The sequence below is a fragment of the Streptomyces sp. NPDC049040 genome (genome assembly GCF_043197715.1).
GTDB lineage: Bacteria > Actinomycetota > Actinomycetes > Streptomycetales > Streptomycetaceae > Actinacidiphila.
Genome location: NZ_JBICTO010000004.1, coordinates 224,253 through 246,610 on the forward strand (window position 1 = coordinate 224,253; position 22,358 = coordinate 246,610).

Genomic DNA, 22,358 nt, shown 5'->3' on the forward strand with positions numbered 1-22,358 from the left:
GGGCCCCTGTTTTAAAAACATCCGGGGGGGGCGGGCCACCCCGTACCCCCCCACCCCCGCTAGGTCGGCCGGCTCGGGGGGGGGCCCCCCCCGGGGGGGTGCCCCCCACCCCGCGGGCGGACCGGGTCGTGGGGACCGGTCCGCCCTTCCGCCTTCGCTTACCGAAACCGCCGGGACCGCGTTCTCGTGCCGCGGCGTCGACGATGCTCGGGTCACAGTCGTGCGTACAGTCCAGGGACGAGTGAGAGGAGCGCGGGGACGAGGAGGTAGAGGGTGATGCCGGTCATGGCTCTGCGGGTCGCGACGGGCAGCACGGGAGAGGACCACACCTTCGCGATCTCCGCGTCGCGCTCGGCGGGCGGGCGGGCGCTCTCGTACAGCCCTTTGACGTGGTTCTGCTTGACGGCGAGCGCGAAGTGGTAGCCGATCGAGGAGGGGTAGACGATGACGAGCATGTCCAGCACCATCACCCCCACCACCGCCAGCAGCATCCACGGCGCGGCGGGCAGCCAGACGGTGAAGAGGACCAGCAGGCCCGCCATGTGGGAGAGGGCGGAGCCGTAGGTCCACAGCATGAACTGGCGCAGCGTCCGCAGCCCGGAGAAGCCGTCACTGTCGAAGTTCATGTTCGGGGTCACCCCGAAGCCGAGTGCGGAGGACCGTTTCAGGTAGACGGCGAAAATCACGCCCACGGCCAGCTGTTTGGCCAGGAAGTAGAAGGCATAGGTGCCTATCGCACACAGTGCAAGGGCCAGTTCGGGGTGGGTGTGGAGATTGGCCCACCAGCCGGCATAGACCTCGGAGCGCCAGACCGGATCAGGGAGTGCCGTCACATTCCATGTCTGCATCAGGCCGTGGTTGTTGACGAAGGCGTACAGCCCGGCTGCGCCGGCCGCCATGGCCACGGCGACGGCCCCCGAGATGTCCCGGCGGCCGAGTGCGGCGAACCAGGTGTTGGTCCTGTCGACCAGCCGGTCGAGCTGCACGATCTGGCGCGGGGTCAGGCGCTCCGCAGCGCCGTTGCGCTCGTTCATGGAGACGAAGTCGGCGATCGCCCTGACCTGCTGACAGCAGAAGATCGGCGTGACCAGGACGACCGCCAGCACGATCAGTCCTGCCGGGTCCTGGAACAGGGCGAGACTGATCCTGCTCGGCTCCCTGTTGTCGACCAGGTGGTGGTTCCACGCCCACTGCCGGTCCGCTCCGGCCGGAGACACCAGTGCTCCGCCGGCCTCGGCAAGTCCCAGCAGCGTGACAGAAGCGGCAAGGCTGATCAGCAGGAACTTGGTCTTGGCCGTGTACGGCAGGTACACCACATGGATCACGAGGCGCGCTGCCCGCCGGACCGGCAGCGGCACCCCGCGCAGCCGGCGCATCGCCCGCCGGATGGTGACGGATGAGGGCGGACGGAAGACCGCTCCGATGCGCTGCGGTTCCAGGGACTTGAGTTGCCCCATCCCGACCCCCCGGTGGTGACATCACGTCAGCTTCGTTTATAGCCCTCACTCCCCGGGCCCGCCCACCCCTCGCGGTTTCGCACATCGGGCCGGCCGATGCGCGTCCTCCCGATCCGGCGGCGAGCGCTTCCGGACTGTAGGAGATTTCGTCACCGGTCCGGGCCCGCGTGCGTCATCGTGGTACTGCGTGCAGCACCGTGCCGCCTTGGAGGCGCCGTCCATGGACTGGGGCAGTGGGAAGTGGCGCCGTCGGCGACCGGACCGCCGGCCGCCGGATGACACATGGGCCGGCCACAACGCCGACGTCGTGTTCGAGACGGCCATCCACACCACGCGCACGCTGTGGCGCTGGGGGTGCTGGGTCCGGCTGGCGCTCTACGCGGCCGCGGCCGTGCCGGCGGTCGCCTGGTCGCCCGTCACCCGGCTGCCGCGGATCGTGCTGATGCTGCTCCCCGGGGTGCTCGGTCTGGCGCTGGCATTCGGCCACAGCTTCTCGGAGAGGATGCCGCTCCTGAACCGGGTACCGGCCGCCGGCCGGCTGGTCCGGCATTTGAGGGACGTGCGGAAGAAGGCAACGGTCGACGCCTCGGGGCTGCTGGAGGGGCTCGGCATCCTGCTGGCGACATGGCTGTTCGTGGGGCCGGTCCCGCTGCCCGGTCTGCCCGTGCCCGTCCGTACTGCCGGGGTCGTGCTGTGCATCGCGTACAACTGGGAGGCGGTGCTGCAGGCGGTGATCGACGCGGGCTGGTACAGCGTCACCATGGCGCCCTCGCACGGCATGCGCGTCCTCCGCCGGTTCATCCCGCCGGCGCACTGCCTGATCCTGGTGGCCTGTCTGTGGCCGTGGACCGCGCCGGCGGCGGAGGTACCGACCGGGGTCGTGATCGCGCTGTGCCTGTCGCCACTGCTGTATTACGCGGTGTGGGCGATGTTCGCCGCCATGTTGCGTGCCGCTGTGCACTCCGCGGTCGCCCAGCACCGGCTCGCCCGGCTCAACAGTGCCTCGGCCGTGCACAGCATGCTCAAGAACAGCATCAGTGTGCTGGCCGGCTACGCCGAGCAGGACGACCCGCCGCCCGATCTGGGCCATCTCCGGTCCCTGTCCAGGGAGGTCCTGGTGGGCATCGAGGAGGTGCGGCAGGCGATCATGAAGGCCGATTCCGGCACCGGGTTCGGATCCGTGCGCGAGGTGTGGCTGCGGCTGGAGCCGCTCATCGAGTACGCGTGGCGGGGCCCCCACGAGGAGTGCGAGCTGGCCGGGGACGTCGACCTCCCCTTGACGAGCACCGACTACCAGCGGGCGCGGTCCCTGCTGTCGGATCTCATGATGAACGCGCTCAAGGCGCGTGCGCGCCGGGTGCAGATCGAGTTCCGGATCCAGGACGGTGCGCGGCCGGAGCTGTGCCTGCTGCGGGTCTCCGACGACGGGGAGCGCTTCCCACCCGGCGCGGCACGCAGCCCGCTGACAAGTCTGAAGGTGCAGGACATCCTGCTCGGCCGGTACGGAGGGGGAATCGACGTGGAAGACGACGGCACGTGGAAACACATAGCCGCACGGTGGGGGTGCCCGCCCGGAATCGTCCGGCCCGTCCCGCACCCGGGAGCCGGACCACACCAGGGATCGGGAGCGGGACCGGATCAGGGCCCGCGGGACGGCTCCCCCGAGGCGCGGTCCGCACGCCACCGCACCGGAAAGGGGGCGTGAGGCGCCGTGCGCATCATCGTCGTGGACGACGCCGTGGCCGCGGAGGACTCCCTCGCGCTGGCCCTCGCCACCGCCCCGGCGGGGAGCGACGGCCGACCGCACCAGGTCATGGGCGTCCGCAGCCCACGCGAGCTGCGGCAGGTCCTCGGCATCGACCGGGGCTTCGAACTGGCCATGGTGGACCTGGACTTCGGCCCAGGGAGTCCGGAGACCGGGCTCGTGGCATTGCGGCTGCTGGACGCGGTCGGCATCCCTTGCGTGGTGTGGTGCGCCGACATCGACGAGAACCGGGGCCTGCTGCTGCTCGCCGCCTTCCACTACTTCGAGCCGTGGGCCCTGGCCTCGAAAGCGGGCCCGATCGCCGACGTCACCCGGCTGGTCACCGCGATGGAGCAGGGTCTGCGGCCCGGCAGGGGACTGGCCGAACGCTACCGCCCCGCCCGCGGCGCGGGCCCCTCGCTGCTGGAGCGCCTGGTCGGCAACCCCACCCACCTGGACATCTGGCGGGCGTTGACGGTGTTCTCGTCGCGCCCTGACGTCGCCGCCCGTGCCAAGGTCGCCGAGAGCACCGTCGACCGCTTCCTGCAGGACCGTTACGCACCGATGCGGGAGGCCGAACACCGACTCGTCGGCGCCTCCCCCGACGTGGAGCCCCGAGGGGACGAACGCAACCGGGCCCGTATCGCGCCGCTGCACGCCTTCGCGGTTCGCCACGCCAACTTCTTCCGCGACAAGGAGGTCGAGCAGATCGTACGCGGTCGGTACCGGCGCGGATCCGGCCCCGGCCCGGGAACGGCCTCCGGATGACGGTTTCCGGCTGCCCCGCCCTGCTCCACGCCTGCATCGCGGCCGCCGGCGAGGCCGCCGCTCCCGCGTGGCCCGGCCTGCTCCGGACGCTGTTCTCCACCGGCCCGCTCGTCGCGGCGATCACGGCCTTCGCCATCTCTCCCGGCGTCCATGTCGTCCTCGCCGCCGTGCTGGAGCGTCGCCTGGTGCGGCCATCGCAGGAGTTCACCGCCCTGGTGTACGGCGATCCGCTCCTGGCCGTCGCCTGCGGGCTTGGGGTGCTGCTCGCCCCTCAAGGACCGCCCAGGCCCGTGGCGTGGCTGGCACATCCCCTCGGGGTGCTGCTGCCGGCGGCGGGGTGGCTGGCGTACGGGATCATCCAGTGGCGCGGCGAGCTGCGCCGGGGTTTCTACACGCCCGCGCAGGCCGCGGCCCCGACCAAGGTCTGGCATCAGCTCGGGGTCTACCCGCTGGTGTGGTGCGCGGCCGGCAGCGCGGCACTGGCGGGGCTCTTCGCCCCGGTGGCCGACGACGGATCCGCGATGACCGGGCGGTGGACCGCCAAGGCCGGCATCGCGTTGTGCGTGGCCGGCTGGGCGGCGCTGAACGTGTACGACCGCCGCCATCCCCGTCTGGGCCATCCGCCCTTCGCCTGGCGGCTGTTGCGGCCCCTTCCACGTCCCTGGCCACCGGACTCCACGACGCTGCGCGCGGGGGAGGTGGACGAGCGGGACGGCGGGTTCCGTAGCGAGGAGATCTCTTCATCATCATGGGGGGATATAAGCCGCAGGTCGGGGATATCTCCGTTCCGGCGAGGAGCGGCGGTCGGCACGATGGATGTGTCACCACCTCACTCCCCGTACCGTGAAAGGACGGTGCACAGCATGACGACTCCGGAGGGGAACTCCACTCCCGGACAGGAGCGGGTACACCACGACACACGGCGCCGGGTGGACCGGCTGCTGGCCGCCTTCCTCGCGGCCATTCCGTTCGCCGCCGTCCTGAACGTCGTCCAGGACGGGCTCGGCAACGGCATCTCCGCATCCCAGACCGGGCTTTTCGCCGGGATCCTGGGACTGCTCGCCTTCCTCGTCTACACCGCGACGACCACGTCGGCCGACACCGCCGACGAAGGCCAGGCGACCCGTGCCGCGCTGCGGGCGCTCGAGGAGCACCTCGACGCGTCGTTCGACGAGTTCCGGGACCGCACCGGCGCGTACATCAAGTACCTGCCCGCGCGTCGCGGCCCGGAGTCGCAGCACCTCCAGCAGGCCGAGGCCCTCTACCGCAAGGCGGGAGAGGTGATCGACAGAGCCCAGGCTGGTGACGAGATCCTGGCGGTCAACTCCTTCGTCGAGGTGTTCCACCAGCGCTCGGACCCCGCCGTCGAGCGGCTGCAGGAGGAGTATCTGCAGCGTATCGAGAACCGTTTCCCGGACGGGGTCACCTATCGCCGGCTCGTCCAGCTGCCCTCGCTTGACGTACTCGACCGGCCGAGCGTCTTCCTCGCCGACTCCGTCGAGCCCAGCTATCTGCGGCACTACCGGCGGATCATCGGCCTCAAGACCGACGCTCCCGGGCAGGGGGTGTCGCTGGACGCCGTCACCGCCAAATACCCGATGTCGTTCGTGGTGGTGAAGCGGAAGGACACCGAGCGGAATGCCGGGGGGACCATCATTCTCCAGGTCAACGAGCACATCCCGGTCAACGGCCTGCCGGAGTCCGCGCATTTCCAGCTCACCGGCATCCACATCATCGAGGACACGAAGGGCGACGTCGTGAACCACTACCTCGACTGGTTCAAGGAACTCCAGCACGGCCAGCGTTCCCTCACCCTGGACGACCTCCGCTCCCGGGACTAGAGCCCGTCTTTTCGAAGCCGTCGCCCGCACGCCTCGCAAGTTTTCCCGCCGGCTTGGACGGTGCGCTCTCCGGACGGTGAACGCCCCTGGGACATCCCATCTATTCTGATCTCTTCCGGCCCACACGATGCCCCCTGGGGCAGGTGCCGACACTTCCCCGTGTTCTCCGCGACCCGCCCGGAAGGTTCCCATAGGGACCAGGAGATGCTCCATCTGCCGCGTGCGCGGACCACCGCCGCAACGCGACCGGGCGGGGACGACCCATCCCTGACGAAGCGTTGACACGATCGACGAAGCCATGGGATACCTGCCGATACATGGGATGTCTGGTCGCCGAGTCCGGCCTGCTCTCAGTTGCTCTTCTCCCCCTACGCAATCGGAGAGTGGCTCCATGACTTCAGGAAGAGGCCAATCGTCACGCGGCCTGACGGCGCTGGCGGTTCTGGTCGCCGGCGTTCTGATGGCCGCCCTGGGTGTGCTGAGCACGGACGCGGTGGCCGCGCCCGCCCCCGCGGTATCGTCCGCGTCGTCCCCCCAGCCCGTGTCGAGCACTCCGCTGGCCGACTCGGACCAGAGGCAGAAGGTCGACTTCGATCGGGAGTGGAAGTTCCTCCGCGCGGACTCGACAGGCGCCCAGAACCCCGGCTTCGACGACTCGGGCTGGACCCCCGTGGCGTTGCCGCACGACTTCGACGCCCCCTACGACGTGGGCGGTGCCAGCAGCGGGCAGTCCTTCCACGTGGGTGCGGGGTGGTATCGCAAGCACTTCACCGTCCCCTCGTCGTGGAGCGGCAAGCGCGTCGAGCTCGAGTTCGAAGGGGCGTTCTCGGTCACCGACGTGTGGGTCAACGGGACCAAGGCCGGCACGCATCGGGGCGGCTACACCGGATTCGCCTTCGACATCACCAACGCGATCCACGCCGGTGACAACGAGATATCGGTACGAGTGGACAACGAGTGGCGGGCAGACCTCGCCCCTCGCACGGGCGACCACCAGTTCAGCGGCGGCCTCTACCGCGACGTCTACTTGAACGTGACGGACAACGTCCACGTCACCTGGTACGGCACCTCCGTCACCACCCCCGCGCTCACCAATCCGGCCTGGGACACCAGCAACAGCGCCTACTACCGGAACATCGACCTCTCGCAGTACCCGAGTGACACCGACATGCGGGCGAACATCGCAGCACGCCGTTCGAACGTGCGGGTGCAGACGGAGGTACGCAACGACGGCTCCTCGGCCACCGACGTCTACGCCCGCCAGGAGGTGCGCCAGCAGGGGTCGACCACCGTGCTGGCGACGTTCGACTCGCCGGTGCTGACGCTCGGCGCGGCGAGCACGACGACGCTCGACGCGCTGAGCGGTGGCCTCTCGGACACCACGGGAATGCTGCAGCGCCTCGCCCTCTGGGCGCCCGACAGCCCGGCGCTGTACACCGTGACCACGTCCCTGGTGGTCGACAGCACTCCGGACGGCAGGATCAGCGGCGGCACCACCGTCGACGCCTATGACACGGCCTTCGGTTTCCGCAGTGCGCAGTGGAAAGTCGACGGCTTCTACCTCAACGGCGTCAAGACGCTGCTGGTCGGGGCGGACGCCCACCAGGACCACGGAGGGTGGAGCAACGCCGTCACCAACTCCGGTTTCGAACGCGACGTGCGCTACATCCGCGAGGCCGGCATGAACTTCATCCGCGGCTCGCATTACCCCCACGACCCGTCCTTCGCGGACGCCACGGACAAGCTCGGCGTCATGCTCTGGTCGGAGAGCACCTTCTGGGCGACCGCGACCACCGGCCTTGAGCCGACGCCGACCGGCGCTTCCAGCGACTACCTGGCGGACGGATATCCGCAGAAATCGGCAGACCAGGCGGCCTTCGAGCAAAGCGCCATGGACGGCCTGCGCGACATGATCCGGGTCAACCGGAACCACCCCTCGATCATCAACTGGTCCATGGGAAACGAGGTGTTCTTCACCTCTTCCGCCACCTTGGGCAAGGCCAAGGCGCTGGTGAGCAGGATGCGCGACTACTCGCACCAGCTCGATCCGACCCGCAAGGCAGCGATGGGCGGCGTACAGCGCGGCTCGCTCGACCAGCTGTCGGTGTGCGATGTCGCCGGCTACAACGGCGACGGCGGGAAGATCACGAACACATGGATGCCGAACGTCGTCTCGGAGTACGGGTCGTACACCTCCGACCGGCCCGGTACCTACGATCCGACGTACGGCGACGTCAAGGATCCGTCCGACGCGACCAGGTTCAAGCTCACCACCGGCAGTGCCGGACTGGCCATCTGGGCAGGTTTCGACCACGGCACGATCTTCGACGCCGGTCTGGCCCGCATGGGCATGATCGACTACTACCGGCTGCCGAAGGACCAATGGTACTGGTACCGGGCCAACAAGGCGAAGTGGTCGGGCACGACCAACCTCGCCGACCCCACGCCCGTGGCCGCAGAGCACTCCGCGAGCGGAACCGCGACCAGAATGACGCTTGAGGCCGGAAGGTACTCGTCCACGACGATCACCGACGACGGCACCACGGACACCCAGCTCGTGATCACGATGCGCAACTCCTCGGGGGCCTGGGTCAACAACACCCGTCCCGTCACTCTGACGGTCACCAGCGGCCCGGGCATCCTGCCCGGCGGCAAGTCCTACTCCTTCACCCCCGGCGTCCAGGCCTTCGACGGAAAGGCCGCCGTCGAGTTCCGCTCCTCCTACGCAGGCACCTCGACCATCACGGCAAGGTCATCGGGCCTGCCCGACGCCACCATCACGATCACCACCACCGACACCGTCGGCGCCGCGGACGAAACGGAACCCGCCGGCTTCGGCAACTCCACCGGTGGGTCCACGACGGCGCTGCCACTGCGGAACACCGGGGCGGGCCGCTGTGTCGACGTCCCCGCGGTGAGCCAGACCAACGGGACCCAGGTGGCGCTCTGGGACTGCAACGGCGGCACCAACCAGCAGTGGTCGCTGACCTCCGGTCGGCAGCTCCAGGTGTACGGAAGCAAATGCCTCGACGCCGAGGCCGCCCGTACGGCGCCCGGCACCCGGGCGATCATCTGGGACTGCAACGGCGGCACCAACCAGCAGTGGAACCTCAACACCGACGGCACCGTCACCGGCGTCCAGTCGGGCCTGTGCCTGGCGCCCAGCGGCGGCGCGACCGCTGACGGGACCCTCCTCGTCCTGTCCACCTGCGACGGCTCCGGCAGCCAGAGATGGGCGCGCGGCTGAACCGCGCCGGTGAGCCTGCTCAGTCCCGGGACGACCACCCAGCCCGGTGACTTGCGGTCCGGGAAGGTGCCGTTGCCGAGCGGGACGAACTGGCCCGCACCGGTGTCGGCATGGCTCAGCACGATGTCCGAGCGGCGGACGACGTCGGGGGTGTCCACGTCGGACGCGCCCGCCGTCCAGGACAGGAGGCCACCGCCGTCCTCCATCCGACCGATCCCCGGACGAGCCGTGTGGCGTTCGAGTTGACGAAGTCCCTCCCTCGCGTGTCGGTGGGAAACAGCACCGGAGCATGGTGGACCATCCTGCCTGTGCCCTGCCCACCGGCGTGATGACCTCGCTGATGACGTCAAGGCAGTCACGCATGGCGTCCATTTCGCCGCCTGGCAGAGAGACTCGGAAGGAGCAGCGATGCGGGAGAGCGACGTCAGGGTGGTGCTGGCGCACGGCGCCTGGGCCGATGGGTCGAGCTGGAAAAAGGTGGTCGCCGGGCTGCGGTCCGAGGGTGTGCGCGCGGTTGCCGTGCCCCTGCCGCTGACCTCGCTGGCCGACGACGTCGCCGCGCTCGACCGGACGCTGCAGCGGGTCGACGGCCCGGTTGTCGTGGTGGGACACGCCTACGCAGGCGCGGTGATCGCATCGACGAGCAGCGAGAAGGTCGCGGCGCTGGTGTACATCGCAGCGCTCGCCCCGGACGAGGGCGAGACGGTGGCCGATGTCTTCGGCCGGACCGAGCCGCACCCGCAGGCTCCCGCGCTCGCCCCGGATCGTGACCAGCTGATCTGGCTGCCCGAGGAGGCCTTCGCTGTGGCCTTCGCCCAGCAGGCCTCACCGGAGGACCAGGCTCTGCTGGCTGCCGCACAACGGCCTCTCGCGGCCGGGTCCATCGGTGTGCCGGTGGGGCGTCCGGCCTGGAAGGACGCGCCGAGCTGGTTCCTCGTGGCCGAGGAGGACCGCATGATCCCCGCGGAGAACCAGCGGTTCATGGCCGAGCGGATGAAGGCCCGGGTGCGCACGGCCCCGGCCGATCACGTGCCCATGCTCACGGCACCGTCGGCGGTCGTCGGCATCGTGATGGAAGCGGTGCGCGAGGTCGAGTCCGGCCGGTGACGGCCCGGCCGACCACGGCAGAGGACCGCGGGCCGCGTCCCCGAGTCTGGCGGACTACCCGAGCGTCCAATGCTGGTTGCTGCCGCCGTTGCACGACCAGAGCTCGACCAGGGCTCCGTTGGCGGTGGAAGCTCCGGTCACGTCCAGGCACAGACCGGACTGGGCGCTGGTGACCGTGCCGTTCGCATTGACGTTCCACTGCTGGTTGGCCTGGCCATTGCAGGACCAGACGATCACCTTGGTGCCATTGGTGGTGCCCTTGGAGTTGGCGTCCAGGCAGAGGGTGCCCCCGCCGACCGTGACCGTGAGCTGGTTCGACGAGTTGTGCGTCCAGGTCTGGTTGGCCCCGCCGGTGCAGCTGTATATCTGCTGCTGGGTGCCCAGCGTCGTGGTCGAGTTCGGGTCGTCCAGGCACTTGCCCGCGCCCACCGCGTGCAGGGCGCCCGTGGTGGCGGGGGTGGTGCCGCTGCCGCCGTCGAGCCCCATGAAGTGGATGGCGTAGGCGGCCATCTGCGTCCCCTGGACCGGTAGTTGATGGCCTGCGCCGACGATGCTGTACGTCTCGACCTGCGTGCTGCCGGAGCTGTTGTTGAATCGGGACCGGTTCCAGTTGGCGACCGGGCTGTCAGTCGACGACGCGGTCTGACTCACCCCGAGTACGTTCGTCCACTGCTTGGTCTCCTCGCCGAGATTGTTGTAGTTCAAGGTGGTGTCGTTGGTGCCGTGCCACAACTGCACGCGGGGACGCGGCCCGCTGTAGCCGGGATCAGCGTCACCCCGCACCAGATCGCCCCACTGCTGCGGGGTCATGGAGACCTGGCCCCCCGCGCAGGGCCCGTTCCACCCGCGCACGGAGCCCGTGTAGAAGCAGTGGTAGGGCACCCCCATGAACGCCGCGCCCGCCTTGAAGACGTCCGGGTAGTCCGCGAGCATGACGTTGGTCATCATCCCGCCCGACGACTCGCCGGTGACGTACACGGCGTTGGGGTTTCCGCCGTAATGCTGTTCGGTGTAGGTGATCATCGACATCAGCCCGACCGGGTCACTTCCGCCGTTGCGCCTCAGGGCCTGGTCGGAGGAGACATCCCAGCAACTGCCCCCCGGATTGGTCGAGGGGTAGATGACGATGAACCCGTTCTGGTCGGCCAGCGATCCGAAGTCGGTGCTGGAGTACAGGTAGGGCCCGGAGCCCTGGCAGCCGTGCAGTGCCAGCAGGATCGACGGGTTGGCCTTGACGCTGTTCGGTACATACACGTACATCTGGAGGTTGGTCGGATTGGTGCCGAAGTTCGTGACCTGGGTCAACGAGGCGGCGACGGCCTGGGGGGCGGCGGGCAGACCCACCCCGATCGCAGCGACAACCGCCAGGAGCACGCCGAGCAGACAGGAGCGCAGGTACCGGAATCGCAGCATGGGATGTCTTCCTCCACGGGGTGTTGCCGGCGCCGCCGTCGGCTCGCGGCGGCGCCGTGCGAGAGGAATGCGGTCGCCCAGCATTGTGAGCGCTCACATTCCGCGTGAGGGGTCAGGCACGCGCAGTCGGGCACCTGCCGGTGGAACGCCGGAATGAGACTGACACATCACCCTGCGATGCCTCAAGGGGCGTGCAGCACCGGCCTGTTCCGGCGCAGGCCCGGGTCGTCCGGGACCGGCGATCACCAAAGCGGACGGGATCGGCTCGCGGAACCCTGGGGACAGGAACACGTGCACGGGCTCGCCGCCGCGGACTCAGACCGCGCGCTCCCATGTATCGGACTCATGCGCGCCGGCCATGGACGCCATGTGGCGTTCCAGCACCGACCGGCTGCACGGATCGGTCACCACTGCCCGCTGACCCCCGCTGTGCGCCGCGTGCGATCTGCGGGGATGGCGTTCCCGGCACCCGCAGGGTCAGCCGAGCGCGACCACATATGCCTGGTGACCCGATGTCGCGTAGACCGATCTCGCCACGATGTAGAAGGAGCCGTTGTGCCAGAGCGGGTAGCTGCGCGTCACCAGCTGCCCGAGTCGGCTGTAGCCGTCGGCCGGGAGAGTGGCGTACCGCCGGACAGCGCCGGTGGCGGGGTCAAGGGCCACGAGCCAGCCGCGGGCGAGCGCGTCCGGGGGCTCGTAGGCGAGTACTCTGCCGTCCTGGAAGCCGATCGCCGTGATGCTGTGCCGGGTGTCGGACTTGGCGACCCAGCGCTGCTTGCCGTCGGCAAGGCCGAAGGCGACGATGCCGCCGATGGACCGGTCGGTGCCTGCGGTGTCCCTGCCCAGGGACAGGTACACGGCGTCGCCGCTGACCAGCACGTTGTGCACGGCCTGTAGCTCGCTGCCGTCGTTGTCGATGTGGAATTTGTCGGTGCCCAGCGAGATTCGCCACCGCTGGTGCCCGGCGTCGTCGAGGGCGATCACGTCCCGGTAGGGCGCGCCCTGGGTGCCGATCATGACGACGACAGGATCGGTGGAGACGACCGCGCTCACCATGGTGCCCCCGGGCGCCGACCACTTCCAGGTGGCGGCGCCGTGCCGGGCCGGGTCGAGTAGCTCCACCTCATACGCTCGGGCGTTGCAGTCGACCACCGATACGAGTCGGGCGCCGCCTGCGTACCCGTCGGTGTTGCAGGAGGCGTCGTATCCGTCGTGCCACAGCGGCCGGTGGTCGCTGAACCGGAAGCCCGCGGATCCGGTGAGCCAGTCCACGGCCAGGGTGTCACCGCTGACCGCCATCTCGCTGAAGGCGAAGTCCAGCCGCCCACCGGTGCCGCCGGGCAGGGTCACGGTCCACCGCACCTTCCCCGCGGCGAGGTCTATGGCCATGACCTTTTCGCAACTCGCGCCGTACTGGACAGCCGCCAGGCCGGCGTACGAGTCCCGCGCAGCGGTGCAGTCGCGGCGGCCTGGGGCCGGGATCGACCAGGCGCGGGCCCCGGTGTCGATGTCGTACGCCACGACCTTGCCGATCTCGTTCTTGACGGCATACCGGCCGGCGAACCACAGCCCCAGGGTGTCGTACTGACCGTCCTTCGCCGCCACCGGGTCGGTGGCCTTGTCCCACAGGTACGCGAGGTCCGGACGGTACGGGCGCCCCGCCGCCGGCAGCACCGCACCCGCCCCACCGGTGGCCCCGGGCCCGGACCGGTGACCGGGCGCTCCCTTCGCCATGACATACACGCCGACGCCCACCATGAGCAGAGCGACGGCCGCCGCCACCGCGAGCACCGCCCATCCGCCCGTGCGCCGCCCCGCGGCCCGCGGGGCCCGGCGGCGGTCCCGCCGTCCCGGAGGCGCGAACGGCTCGGGAGCCCCGGGCGTGAAGGGCCCCTGACCGGATGGACCGGCCGGTTGCGGGCCTGGCTGGGCATAGGGATTCTGCTCCGGTGGCACCGGCTGGGCATGGGGGCGCGCCACGCCGGCGTTCGCTTCCCGGGGGTCCTGGTACGGCCCCGAGGGCGGGAACGGCTGAGGCATCGGCAGGGCTTCCTTCTCTTGTGCGCTGGTCTCGTGAACAGGTAGGGGCCGTATTCCGTCCTCGCTGAGGCTCGGGTGCGTCCGTGCACCGCGCCGCCTCGACACCGCCCCATCGCCTGGCGCACGGGTCCCGCTGCGGTATGGGATGACCGGTCACCGGAGTACGGGCCGCCCGTGCGTGCCGGATCATGATGGACCGGGATGCCCGGTGGTGGCGTGAGTAGTGACTACTCGTTCGGGGCTCAGCCCCGCTCGCCGGTCTCCTCCGCGGCCTGCCCCTGCCGCACGTCCGTGACCGGTTCGGGTGTGCCGTGCAACCGCCCTGCGTATCTCCCGGCGTACGCGTCCAGGACGCGAGTCCCGGGCACTTCGGACGCCCCGTCAGATCAGGACCCCCGGAACGGGAATGTGCCGGCCGGCACCTGCGGTGCCCTGTGCACACGGGGGACCCGTGCTCGTACCGGCCCGGACGGCTCAGCGCTCGTCGGACCTGCGCACCCCGGGCCAGTCCAGCACGAGTTGCTGGTGGCGCGGGAGTCTGGCGACGATCAGGTCGTAGGAGTCCTCGATCATCTCGCGGACCAGCCCGGCGGGGAGCGACCCTTCGAGCAGCACCGTATTCCAGTGGCGCTTGTTGAGGTGCCAGCCCGGGGTGATCTCCGGGTGGGCCTCGCGCAGTTGCAGCGCGATGTCGGGCTCGCACTTCAGGCTCACGCTCAGCGGATCGGCGTCCAGGGCGCTGATCGCGAAGATCTTCCCGCCGACCTTGAACACGGAGGTCTCCAGGGTGAAGGGGAAGGTCTCGGTCGCCCCGTTCAGGCCCAGGCAGAGCGCTTTGAGTGCGTCAGGTGTCATGCGGGCAAGTGTGCCGTGCGGGGCGGCCCGCCGGCTCAGCCGCGGACCAGCAGGCCGTCGAGGGTCAGGGACAGCAGGCGGTCGATGTCCGCGCCGTCGCCGAACTTCTCGCAGACCCACACCACGCCGCTGACCAGCTGGAGCAGCTCGGTGGCGGTGGCGTCGGGGCGAACGGTGCCGCTCTGCCGGGCGTGGCCGAGCAGCAACTCGCCCGCGTCGTACATCACCTGACAGCTGGGGTGAAGCGGGGAGGTCTCGTCGTCCATCGAGGGGACGAGGGCCGCGACCAGGCCGGTGTAGACGCTCATGTGGGAGACCAGCGAGCGCATCCAGGTCAGCAGCGCCTCGGCGGGGTCGGGTGCCGCGGTGAGCTGCCGGGCCTCGTCGAGCACCGCCCCGGTCCATTCGCGGATCACCGCGTCGAGCAGCGCGCCGCGGGTGGGGAAGTGCCGGTAGAGGGTGGCGACCCCGACACCGGCGCGTTTCGCGACGTCATCGAGGAACACGTCCGCGCCGTGTTCCGCGAACGACGCCCGGGCTTCGACGACCAGCCTGTCGTAGTTGCGGCGGCGGTCGCGGCGCATCGGGCGGGCCGCGGAGCCGGAACCCTCGACCTCGGTCGTCATGTGGCCTCCCTGGTTGCCAAAACGGAGTACTACTCCATATTATCAAGAGTGAAAACGGAGGAGTACTTCGTTTTACCGGGTGCCGTGCGGCATGCCGGTAGACCGCCTTGCCCACCTGCCCTGACCTGGGGGAATGCTGTGTCCGAAAAGACCGTGGCGCGAGAGAACGCCACCGCTGACGGCCCGTCCGTCGTATCTGCGGCGGGGGGGAGCGCCCGTACCGGGTTCGCCCTTGCGGTGATCCTGACCTGCCAGCTCATGGTGGTGCTCGACTCGGCGGTCGTCACCATCGCGCTGCCCGACGTACAGCGCTCCCTGCACTTCGACACCACGGGGCTGTCGTGGGTGCAGAACGCGTACATGCTGGCCTTCGGTGGCCTGCTGCTGCTCGGCGGCCGGATCGGCGACGTCTTCGGACGGCGCAGGATCTTCGTCTACGGCGTCGCCCTGTTCACCCTCGCCTCGCTCGTCGGGGGGCTGGCGGGCGACCCCGCCGTGCTGCTCCTCGCCCGGGCGGCCCAAGGGGTCGGCGCGGCCGTCGCGGCACCCAGCACCCTCGCGCTGATCATCACGACCTACACCGACACCGCCAAGCGGGCTCGCGCCATCGCGCTCTACTCGACCGTGACGGGCGCCGGCGCGGCCATCGGAATGATCCTCGGCGGTGTGCTGACCTCCGAACTCTCCTGGCGCTGGGTCTTCTTCATCAACGTGCCCTTCGGCCTGGCCGTCGTGATCCTCGCGCCGCTGGTGATCAGGGAACCCGAGCGGGTCCGCGGGGCATTGGACGTCCCCGGCGCGCTCACCGTCACCGCGGGCACCGTCGCGCTGGTCTACGCCTTCATCCGCGCCGCCTCCGACGGCTGGTCCGACCCGCTGGCGCTGGCCGTCTTCGCCGCCGCGGCGGTCCTGCTGGTCGGCTTCACGGTGGTCGAGGCGCGGACCAAGGCGCCGCTGGTGCCGCTGAGGCTGCTCACCGACCGCACCAGGGGCGGCTCCTATCTGGCGCTGCTGCTGGTCGCCGCCTCGATGTTCGGGATGTTCTACTTCATCACCCAATACCTCCAGATCACCCTCGGCTACACGGCACTGCGCACCGGCTTCGCCTTCCTGCCGTTCGCCGTCGCCCTGTTCGTCGGCGCGACGGCGGTGCCCGCGCTGCTCGGTCGGGTGGGCGCCACCGCGGTGCTCGTCACCGGCTCGCTGCTGGTGGGCGGCGGTCTGGTCTGGCTGACCGGCATCGGACTCGGCACCTCGTACGCCGGCGGGCTGCTCGGCCCGATGGTGATCTTCGGCTTCGGCGGCGGCTTCGTCTTCGTCCCGCTCAGCATGGCCATCCTGGGCGGCGTCCCCGAGGAGTTCTCCGGCGCGGCCTCCGGGCTGCTCCAGGCCATGCAGCAGATCGGCGGCGCGCTCGGCACCGCGGTGCTGGTCACCGTCTTCAACAGCGCGCTGCGCCACCCGGGCGGCACCAAGGCGGCGAACCCGGTCACCGAGGCCAACCGGGTGCTCGCGCACGGAGTCGGCGTGTCCATGGGCGCGGCGGCGGTCTTCGTCGCCGTCGCCCTGCTGATCACCGTCGTCCTCATCCGGCTTCCGCGCCCCGACCGGGCGGCGGCAGCGGGCTGACCGCCGTCCGTCCCTGGACTTGCCCCTGGGGACGGACGCCGGCCACCGCAGATGGCGGGGCGGTCCGAGGGTGACACCACACCCTCCGGCCGCCCCGCTGTACGTTGCCCCCGCTCCGGTCGGAGCCTCCCCTGCCTGTTACATCAACTGCCCTTTGGGACAGCTGTGTTGGGTGCGTGTGAACATCGTTGCCCGGCACGTCTCACCAGGGGAGCAGCGGTTGACTGCCATCGACACGTTCGATTACTTTCTGCTGCGTACGGCACCACCAGCGCGGCGGACCCTCGTGTTCCACAGTCCGGGCTGCGAACTTCCGGGCCCGAGAAGGGACCGGGCCGGACGAGGAGCGGACGGAGACAGCCATGGCACGCCATCCGGTGAGCGTTGCCGCGAGGCCGATCCTGGTGTCCCGGCGCGACGTCGACCTCCTGCGCATGTCCAGCGCCCTGTGTAGCTGACCGGTCGGGGCCCTCACTCCCGCTGCCTTTCCGCGGTCCGCCATGACGGCCGCCCGCGACCAGTGGAAGAGACCGGCCCGGACCACCGCCCGATCCACCGACCGCTTCCGGCCGGACAGTCGGGCCGCCCGTGTGCGCTCCCTGTTCTCCGGCGCCCGCCCCTCCCCGCGCACGCACGTCAGGGCACTTCAACTTCGCGGGCGACAGCGGACTTCCCGGGGGAATTCGATGGACCTGATGGACCAGACAGAACTGGTGGCACGCGAAGCCGAACTCGACCGGCTGCGTGCCGCCTTCGACAGCTGCCTGACCGGTTTCGGCCACGTGGCGACCCTGACCGGCCCGGTGGGCGCCGGCCGTACCCGGCTGATCGACAGCCTCGCCCGGTACGCGACCGGCCAGGGCGCCCTGCACCTGCGGGCGGAGGGCTCACCCGCCGAGGCCGACCTGCCCTTCGCGCTGCTCCTGCAGCTCTTCCAGCAGGCACCGCTCGGCCGGGACACCAGCGGCGAGGTGTGCCGGCTGGTCAGCGCGGGCATCTCCACCGTCAGCAAGGCCGACGGCGAGGCCCGGCTGCCGATGGCGGTACTGCACGGACTCGTCGGGGTACTCCTCGACGTGGCCGAGCGGACGCCGATGCTCGTCACCGTGGACGACTGCCAGTACGCCGACCCGCAGTCCCTCCAGTGCCTGCACTACCTCATCCGGCGCACCCGGACCTCCCGGGCCCTGGTCGTGCTCGGCCGCCGGGACGGTTTCTCACCGGCGCACCCCACCGCCGACAGCGACCTGCTGCGGCTCCCGCACCATGAGCAGATCAAGCTCCCGCTGCTCACCCGCACCGAGGTCGGCTTCCTCCTCGACGAGTTGCTACGCGAGGGGGAGGGACGTCCGCCGTCCGCCGCCGTGCACGCGGTCACCGGCGGCAACCCGCTGCTGGTCACGGCGCTGGCCGAGGACCACCGCGCCTCGCGCCGCGCCTCCGACATCGGGCCGCCCCGGCCGGCGGCCCCCGGCGAAGCCTTCCGACGCGACCTGCTGAGCTGCCTCTACCGGCTCCCTGCCCTCACCCTCCCGGTCGCCCAGGCCCTGGCGGTACTGGGCGGAGCCGTCGGCCCCGAAGCGCTGAGCCGTGTCCTCGACGTCCCCGCCGAACGCATCGCCCCGGTCCTGACCGGGCTCGACGCGGCCGGCCTGACACGCGACGGGGACTTCCGCCACCCGCGCGCACGCGGTTTCGTCCTCGCGACCATGACCGTCGAGGAGCAGGCCGCCCTGCGCGGCGACTCCGCCCCCGGCAGGCACCGCGGCGAGAGCCCCGCCGGCGCGTCCGCGACCATCGGCGCCCCGTCGGCGCGGGCCCGCATCCGTTCGCTGCCCGGCCTCGACACCCGCGAGGAGGAAAGAACCGCGCTCAGCGAGGCGGAACTGCGGGTCGCTGAACTCGCCGCGGAGGGGCTGACCAACCGCGAGATCGCGGCCCGGCTCTTCATCACCGTGAGCACCGTGGAGCAGCACCTCACCCGGGTCTACCGCAAGCTCGTCGTGACCCGCCGGGTCGACCTCGCCGAGTCGTTGCGGCGCTCGGCGGCCTGCCCCGCCGCCTGACCCGCCGATCCGCGACCGGCCGGATCCCGGCCCGTTCCCGCCCCACCCACGGCCCCCGCCGCACCGCGGCGGGGGCCGTACGGGTTGCCGCTGCACGGGCCACCCCTATCCGGGAAGGGGGCGCACACGATAGGGGTGCCCCGGCTCGGGTTAGGGGTACTTCGCGCGGCCCCCCGCCGTGAGGATGGGACGGGAACGGCAATCCGGAAAGCGACCGGCGGGAATACCCGAAGTGCCGTCGCACCACGGGGAATCCGCTGCCGCCACACACCAAAGGGGAAGACCGGCCATGACGGTTCGGCATCAGGAAAGCAATTCCGCGACAGTGCCGGAACCGGCCGAGCCGATCGCCGTCGTCGGAATGTCCTGCCGCCTGCCCGGAGCAACCGACCCGGACGCCTTCTGGCGTCACCTGGCGGACGGCGTCAGCACCGTCGGAGACCTTCCGGCAGGCCGGCCCGACACCGGATTCGACGCCTTTCCCGCCGGCCCTCCCTACACCGTCGGCGGGTTCCTCGACGAGGTCGACACCTTCGATGCCGGCTTCTTCGGAATCTCCGACGACGAGGCCGATGCGATGGATCCGCAGCAGCGGCTGCTGCTGGAATTGAGCTGGGAAGCGCTGGAGGACGCGCGAATCGTCCCCGACACCCTGCGCGGCACCCCGACGGGAGTCTTCACCGGCGTCATGGCCGGGGACTACGCCGCCCTGCTGCAGCGGCTGGGCCCGGCGGACGGACGCGAGCCGGGCCCGTACACGCTGACCGGCCTCGCCCACGGCATCGCCGCCAACCGCGTCTCCTACGTGCTCGGTCTCGGCGGGCCGAGCCTGACGGTCGACTCCGCGCAGTCCTCCGCTCTGACCGCCGTCCACCTGGCGTGCGCGAGCCTGCGTTCCGGCGAGAGCGACACCGCGCTGGCGGGCGGGGTCAGCCTGGTGCTCGACCCGTACGGCACCGAGGCCGTGGACCGGCTGGGCGCGCTCTCGCCTGACGGGCGCTGCCACACCTTCGACGCCCGCGCGAACGGCTACGTCCGCGGCGAGGGCGGCGGGGTCGTCGTGCTCAAGCTGCTCTCCCGCGCGCTGGCCGACGGCGACCGGCCGCACGCCGTGATCCTCGGCAGCGCGGTGAACAGCGACGGTGCCACCCCCGGCCTCACCTCGCCCGATCCGCGGGCCCAGCAGGACGTGATCGGCCGCGCCGTGCGCCAGGCCGGCCTGTACCCCGCCGACGTGCAGTACGTCGAGCTGCACGGCACCGGGACCCGGGCCGGGGACCCTGCCGAGGCCGCCGCTCTGGGCGCCGCCCTCGGCGGCGAACTGCGGCCCGCGGGGTCACCGTTGGTCGTCGGCTCGGCGAAGACCAACATCGGCCACCTCGAAGGCGCGTCCGGCATCGCGGGGCTGCTGAAGGTGATCCTGAGCCTCGGGCACCGCACCCTGCCGGCCAGCCTGCACCACGTCACGCCCAACCCCCGCGCCCGCCTCGACGACCACCGCCTGAGGGTCCAGCAGGTCACGGGGCCGTGGCCGCGTCCCGACCGGCGCCTGATCGCCGGCGTGAGCTCGTTCGGCATGGGCGGCAGCAACGCGCACGTGGTCGTGGCGGAGAGCCCGGTGCCGGCAGGTACCCGGCCCGCAGCAGGGACTTCCGGGACGGCCGAGGAGCACGGCACGGGAGCGCCCGGCGGCCGGGACGCGACCGCCCCGCTGCCCGGCGGCCCGCTCGTGTGGCCGCTGTCCGCACGGGACTCCGCCGCACTCGGCGGGCAGGCCGCGCGACTGCTCGACGCGCTCGCCACCCGGCCAGGCAGGGACCCGCGGGCGGTGGGGTCCGCGCTGGCCCGCACCAGGACCGCCTTCGCGCACCGGGCGGTGGCGGTCGCCGAGGACGCCGAGGGACTGCTCGTCCGGCTCGACGCGCTACGGGACGGGCTGCCCGCCGCCGGACTCGTCACGGGCGTCGCCCGCGAAGTCGGCCGCACCGTCTTCGTCTTCCCAGGACAGGGGTCGCAGTGGGCCGGCATGGCCCTGCAACTGCGCGACACCTCATCGGTGTTCGCCCGACGGTTCGACGCCTGTGCGGCCGCGCTCGCGCCGCACATCGACTGGGAGCCGGCCGACGTCCTCGGCGACGAGGCCGCGCTGGGCCGGGTCGACGTCGTACAGCCCGCGCTGTGGGCGGTCATGGTCTCGCTGGCCGCGCTCTGGGAGTCCCACGGTGTGCGTCCCGACGCGGTGATCGGACACTCGCAGGGCGAGATCGCCGCCGCGGTCGTGTCCGGTGCGCTGAGCATCGAGGACGGGGCCGCGGTGGTGGCGCTGCGCAGCCGCGCCATCGCGGACCTGGCGGGCAGCGGCGCGATGGCCTCCGTGCCGCTGCCCGCCGCCGAGGTGAGGGCGGAAGTCGCCCTTCGGGACGCCGCTTTGTGCGTGGCCGCGGTCAACGGCCCCAGGTCCACGGTGGTCTCGGGACCTCCCGGCGCCGTCGAGGACCTCGTGCGGCACTACCAGGACCAGGACGTACGGGCCCGCCTCGTACCCGTGGACTACGCCTCCCACTCGCCGGCGATGGAAGCACTGCGCGAACGCCTCCTCGGCGACCTGCGGGACATCGCACCGCGCGGGTCCGGAAGGGTGGCCTTCTACTCCAGCCTCACCGGTGGCCGATTCGAGCCCGCACAGCTCGACGCCGACTACTGGTACCGCAGCCTTCGGGAGCCGGTCGCATTCGACCGCGCCATGCGCGCGGTGCTCGCCGACGGCCACCGCACGGTCGTCGAGAGCAGCCCGCATCCCATCCTCGCACCGGGCGTCGAGCAGATCGCCGAGCAGCTGGCCGAACGCGCCGCGGCGGACGGCGATCCCGTCCGACTTCCGGCGCCGGTCGTCACCGGCACGCTGCGGCGCGGCGACGGAGACCTGCGGCAATTCCTGCTCTCCGCAGCGGCGTTGTACGTCGCCGGGGTCCCCGTACGGTTGACGGACGACCGGATCGAGCCCGTCGACCTGCCGACGTACGCCTTCCAGCGCCGCCGCCACTGGCTGCCCGCGACGCCGCAGGCCAGGCAGCGTCGGTCGGTCCCGGAGCCCGCGAACACCGTCTTGCCGCGGACCACGGCTGCGGGGGCCGGGCCCGTGCAGCCGAGCGGACCGCGGGCCGTGTGGCAGGAGCGGCTGGCCAGCCGTCCTGTGGCCGACCAGCATCGCCAACTCCTGGACCTGGTACGTGGAATAGCCGCCGCCGTGCTGGGCAGTCCCGGCATCGACTCGGTGCCCGCCGAGCGCGGCTTCCTGGAATCGAAGATCGACTCGCTGGCGGCGGTCGAGGTCCGTAACCGGCTCAACGCCGCCCTCGGCCTCAACCTGCCCAGCAGCAGCGTCTTCGACTACGCCACCCCGGCCGCCCTCGGCGCATACCTGCACGAACTGCTCGCCCCCGCCGCACCGGCGACGCCGGTCGCCGAGGTGCCCGCTGAACTCGACGACGAGATCACCACGGACGAGCTGACCGACGAGGAACTTTTCGCGCTCATCGACGACGGGATCGGAAGGGTCTGAGGA

At 71.0% G+C, this 22,358-nt stretch carries 13 protein-coding genes; 8 read left to right on the forward strand and 5 right to left on the reverse strand.

Going from position 1 to position 22,358, the window contains the following annotated elements; genetic code table 11:
• Positions 1–212: 212 nt before the first annotated feature.
• Positions 213–1,457: a hypothetical protein gene (locus ACGFMP_RS13600; protein ID WP_393672371.1), complete on the reverse strand. Its 1,245-nt coding sequence runs from the start codon at positions 1,455–1,457 to the stop codon at positions 213–215.
• A gap of 307 nt (positions 1,458–1,764) precedes the next feature.
• Between ACGFMP_RS13600 and ACGFMP_RS13605 the strand changes: the two genes are divergently transcribed.
• The 5 genes from ACGFMP_RS13605 (at position 1,765) to ACGFMP_RS13625 (ending at position 10,164) form a co-directional block, all read left to right on the forward strand.
• Entirely contained in the window at positions 1,765–3,162 is a 1,398-nt protein-coding gene (locus ACGFMP_RS13605; protein WP_393672372.1) for a hypothetical protein, read from the forward strand.
• A 6-nt stretch (positions 3,163–3,168) separates the two neighbouring features.
• A complete protein-coding gene (locus ACGFMP_RS13610; protein ID WP_393672373.1) occupies positions 3,169–3,969 on the forward strand; it encodes a hypothetical protein in 801 nt (266 codons plus the stop codon).
• Positions 3,966–5,810 (forward strand): hypothetical protein, encoded by a 1,845-nt coding sequence (locus ACGFMP_RS13615; protein ID WP_393672375.1) that lies wholly within the window; start codon positions 3,966–3,968, stop codon positions 5,808–5,810. Before ACGFMP_RS13610 ends, ACGFMP_RS13615 begins: the two co-directional genes overlap by 4 nt.
• A gap of 391 nt (positions 5,811–6,201) precedes the next feature.
• Complete coding sequence (locus ACGFMP_RS13620; RefSeq protein WP_393672377.1) at positions 6,202–9,057, forward strand: ricin-type beta-trefoil lectin domain protein; 2,856 nt, start codon at positions 6,202–6,204, stop codon at positions 9,055–9,057.
• Between the two features lie 408 nt (positions 9,058–9,465).
• Positions 9,466–10,164, forward strand: coding sequence for an alpha/beta fold hydrolase (locus ACGFMP_RS13625; RefSeq protein ID WP_393672378.1), 699 nt, complete (start codon positions 9,466–9,468; stop codon positions 10,162–10,164).
• A gap of 54 nt (positions 10,165–10,218) precedes the next feature.
• On the opposite strand, the gene ACGFMP_RS13630 is transcribed toward ACGFMP_RS13625, so the two are convergent.
• The 4 genes from ACGFMP_RS13630 to ACGFMP_RS13645 all read right to left on the reverse strand — a co-directional run bounded on the left by ACGFMP_RS13630 (position 10,219) and on the right by ACGFMP_RS13645 (position 15,098).
• Complete coding sequence (locus tag ACGFMP_RS13630) at positions 10,219–11,577, reverse strand: PHB depolymerase family esterase (RefSeq protein WP_393672380.1); 1,359 nt, start codon at positions 11,575–11,577, stop codon at positions 10,219–10,221.
• A 477-nt stretch (positions 11,578–12,054) separates the two neighbouring features.
• Positions 12,055–13,368, reverse strand: coding sequence for a PQQ-binding-like beta-propeller repeat protein (locus tag ACGFMP_RS13635; protein ID WP_393672381.1), 1,314 nt, complete (start codon positions 13,366–13,368; stop codon positions 12,055–12,057).
• A gap of 723 nt (positions 13,369–14,091) precedes the next feature.
• Complete coding sequence (locus ACGFMP_RS13640) at positions 14,092–14,472, reverse strand: MmcQ/YjbR family DNA-binding protein (RefSeq protein WP_393672383.1); 381 nt, start codon at positions 14,470–14,472, stop codon at positions 14,092–14,094.
• 35 nt (positions 14,473–14,507) lie between these two features.
• Positions 14,508–15,098 carry a TetR/AcrR family transcriptional regulator gene (locus ACGFMP_RS13645; RefSeq protein ID WP_393672385.1) on the reverse strand — a complete coding sequence of 197 codons (591 nt, stop codon included), beginning with the start codon at positions 15,096–15,098 and terminating at the stop codon, positions 14,508–14,510.
• Between the two features lie 138 nt (positions 15,099–15,236).
• On the opposite strand from ACGFMP_RS13645, the gene ACGFMP_RS13650 reads away from it, so the two are divergent.
• The 3 genes from ACGFMP_RS13650 (at position 15,237) to ACGFMP_RS13660 (ending at position 22,355) form a co-directional block, all read left to right on the forward strand.
• Complete coding sequence (locus tag ACGFMP_RS13650; protein WP_393672386.1) at positions 15,237–16,727, forward strand: MFS transporter; 1,491 nt, start codon at positions 15,237–15,239, stop codon at positions 16,725–16,727.
• Between the two features lie 695 nt (positions 16,728–17,422).
• The gene (locus ACGFMP_RS13655; RefSeq protein ID WP_393672387.1) at positions 17,423–18,793 is read left to right on the forward strand and encodes an AAA family ATPase; all 1,371 of its coding nucleotides are present in this window, start codon (positions 17,423–17,425) and stop codon (positions 18,791–18,793) included.
• A 289-nt stretch (positions 18,794–19,082) separates the two neighbouring features.
• The gene (locus ACGFMP_RS13660; RefSeq protein ID WP_393672389.1) at positions 19,083–22,355 is read left to right on the forward strand and encodes a type I polyketide synthase; all 3,273 of its coding nucleotides are present in this window, start codon (positions 19,083–19,085) and stop codon (positions 22,353–22,355) included.
• Positions 22,356–22,358: the final 3 nt, after the last annotated feature.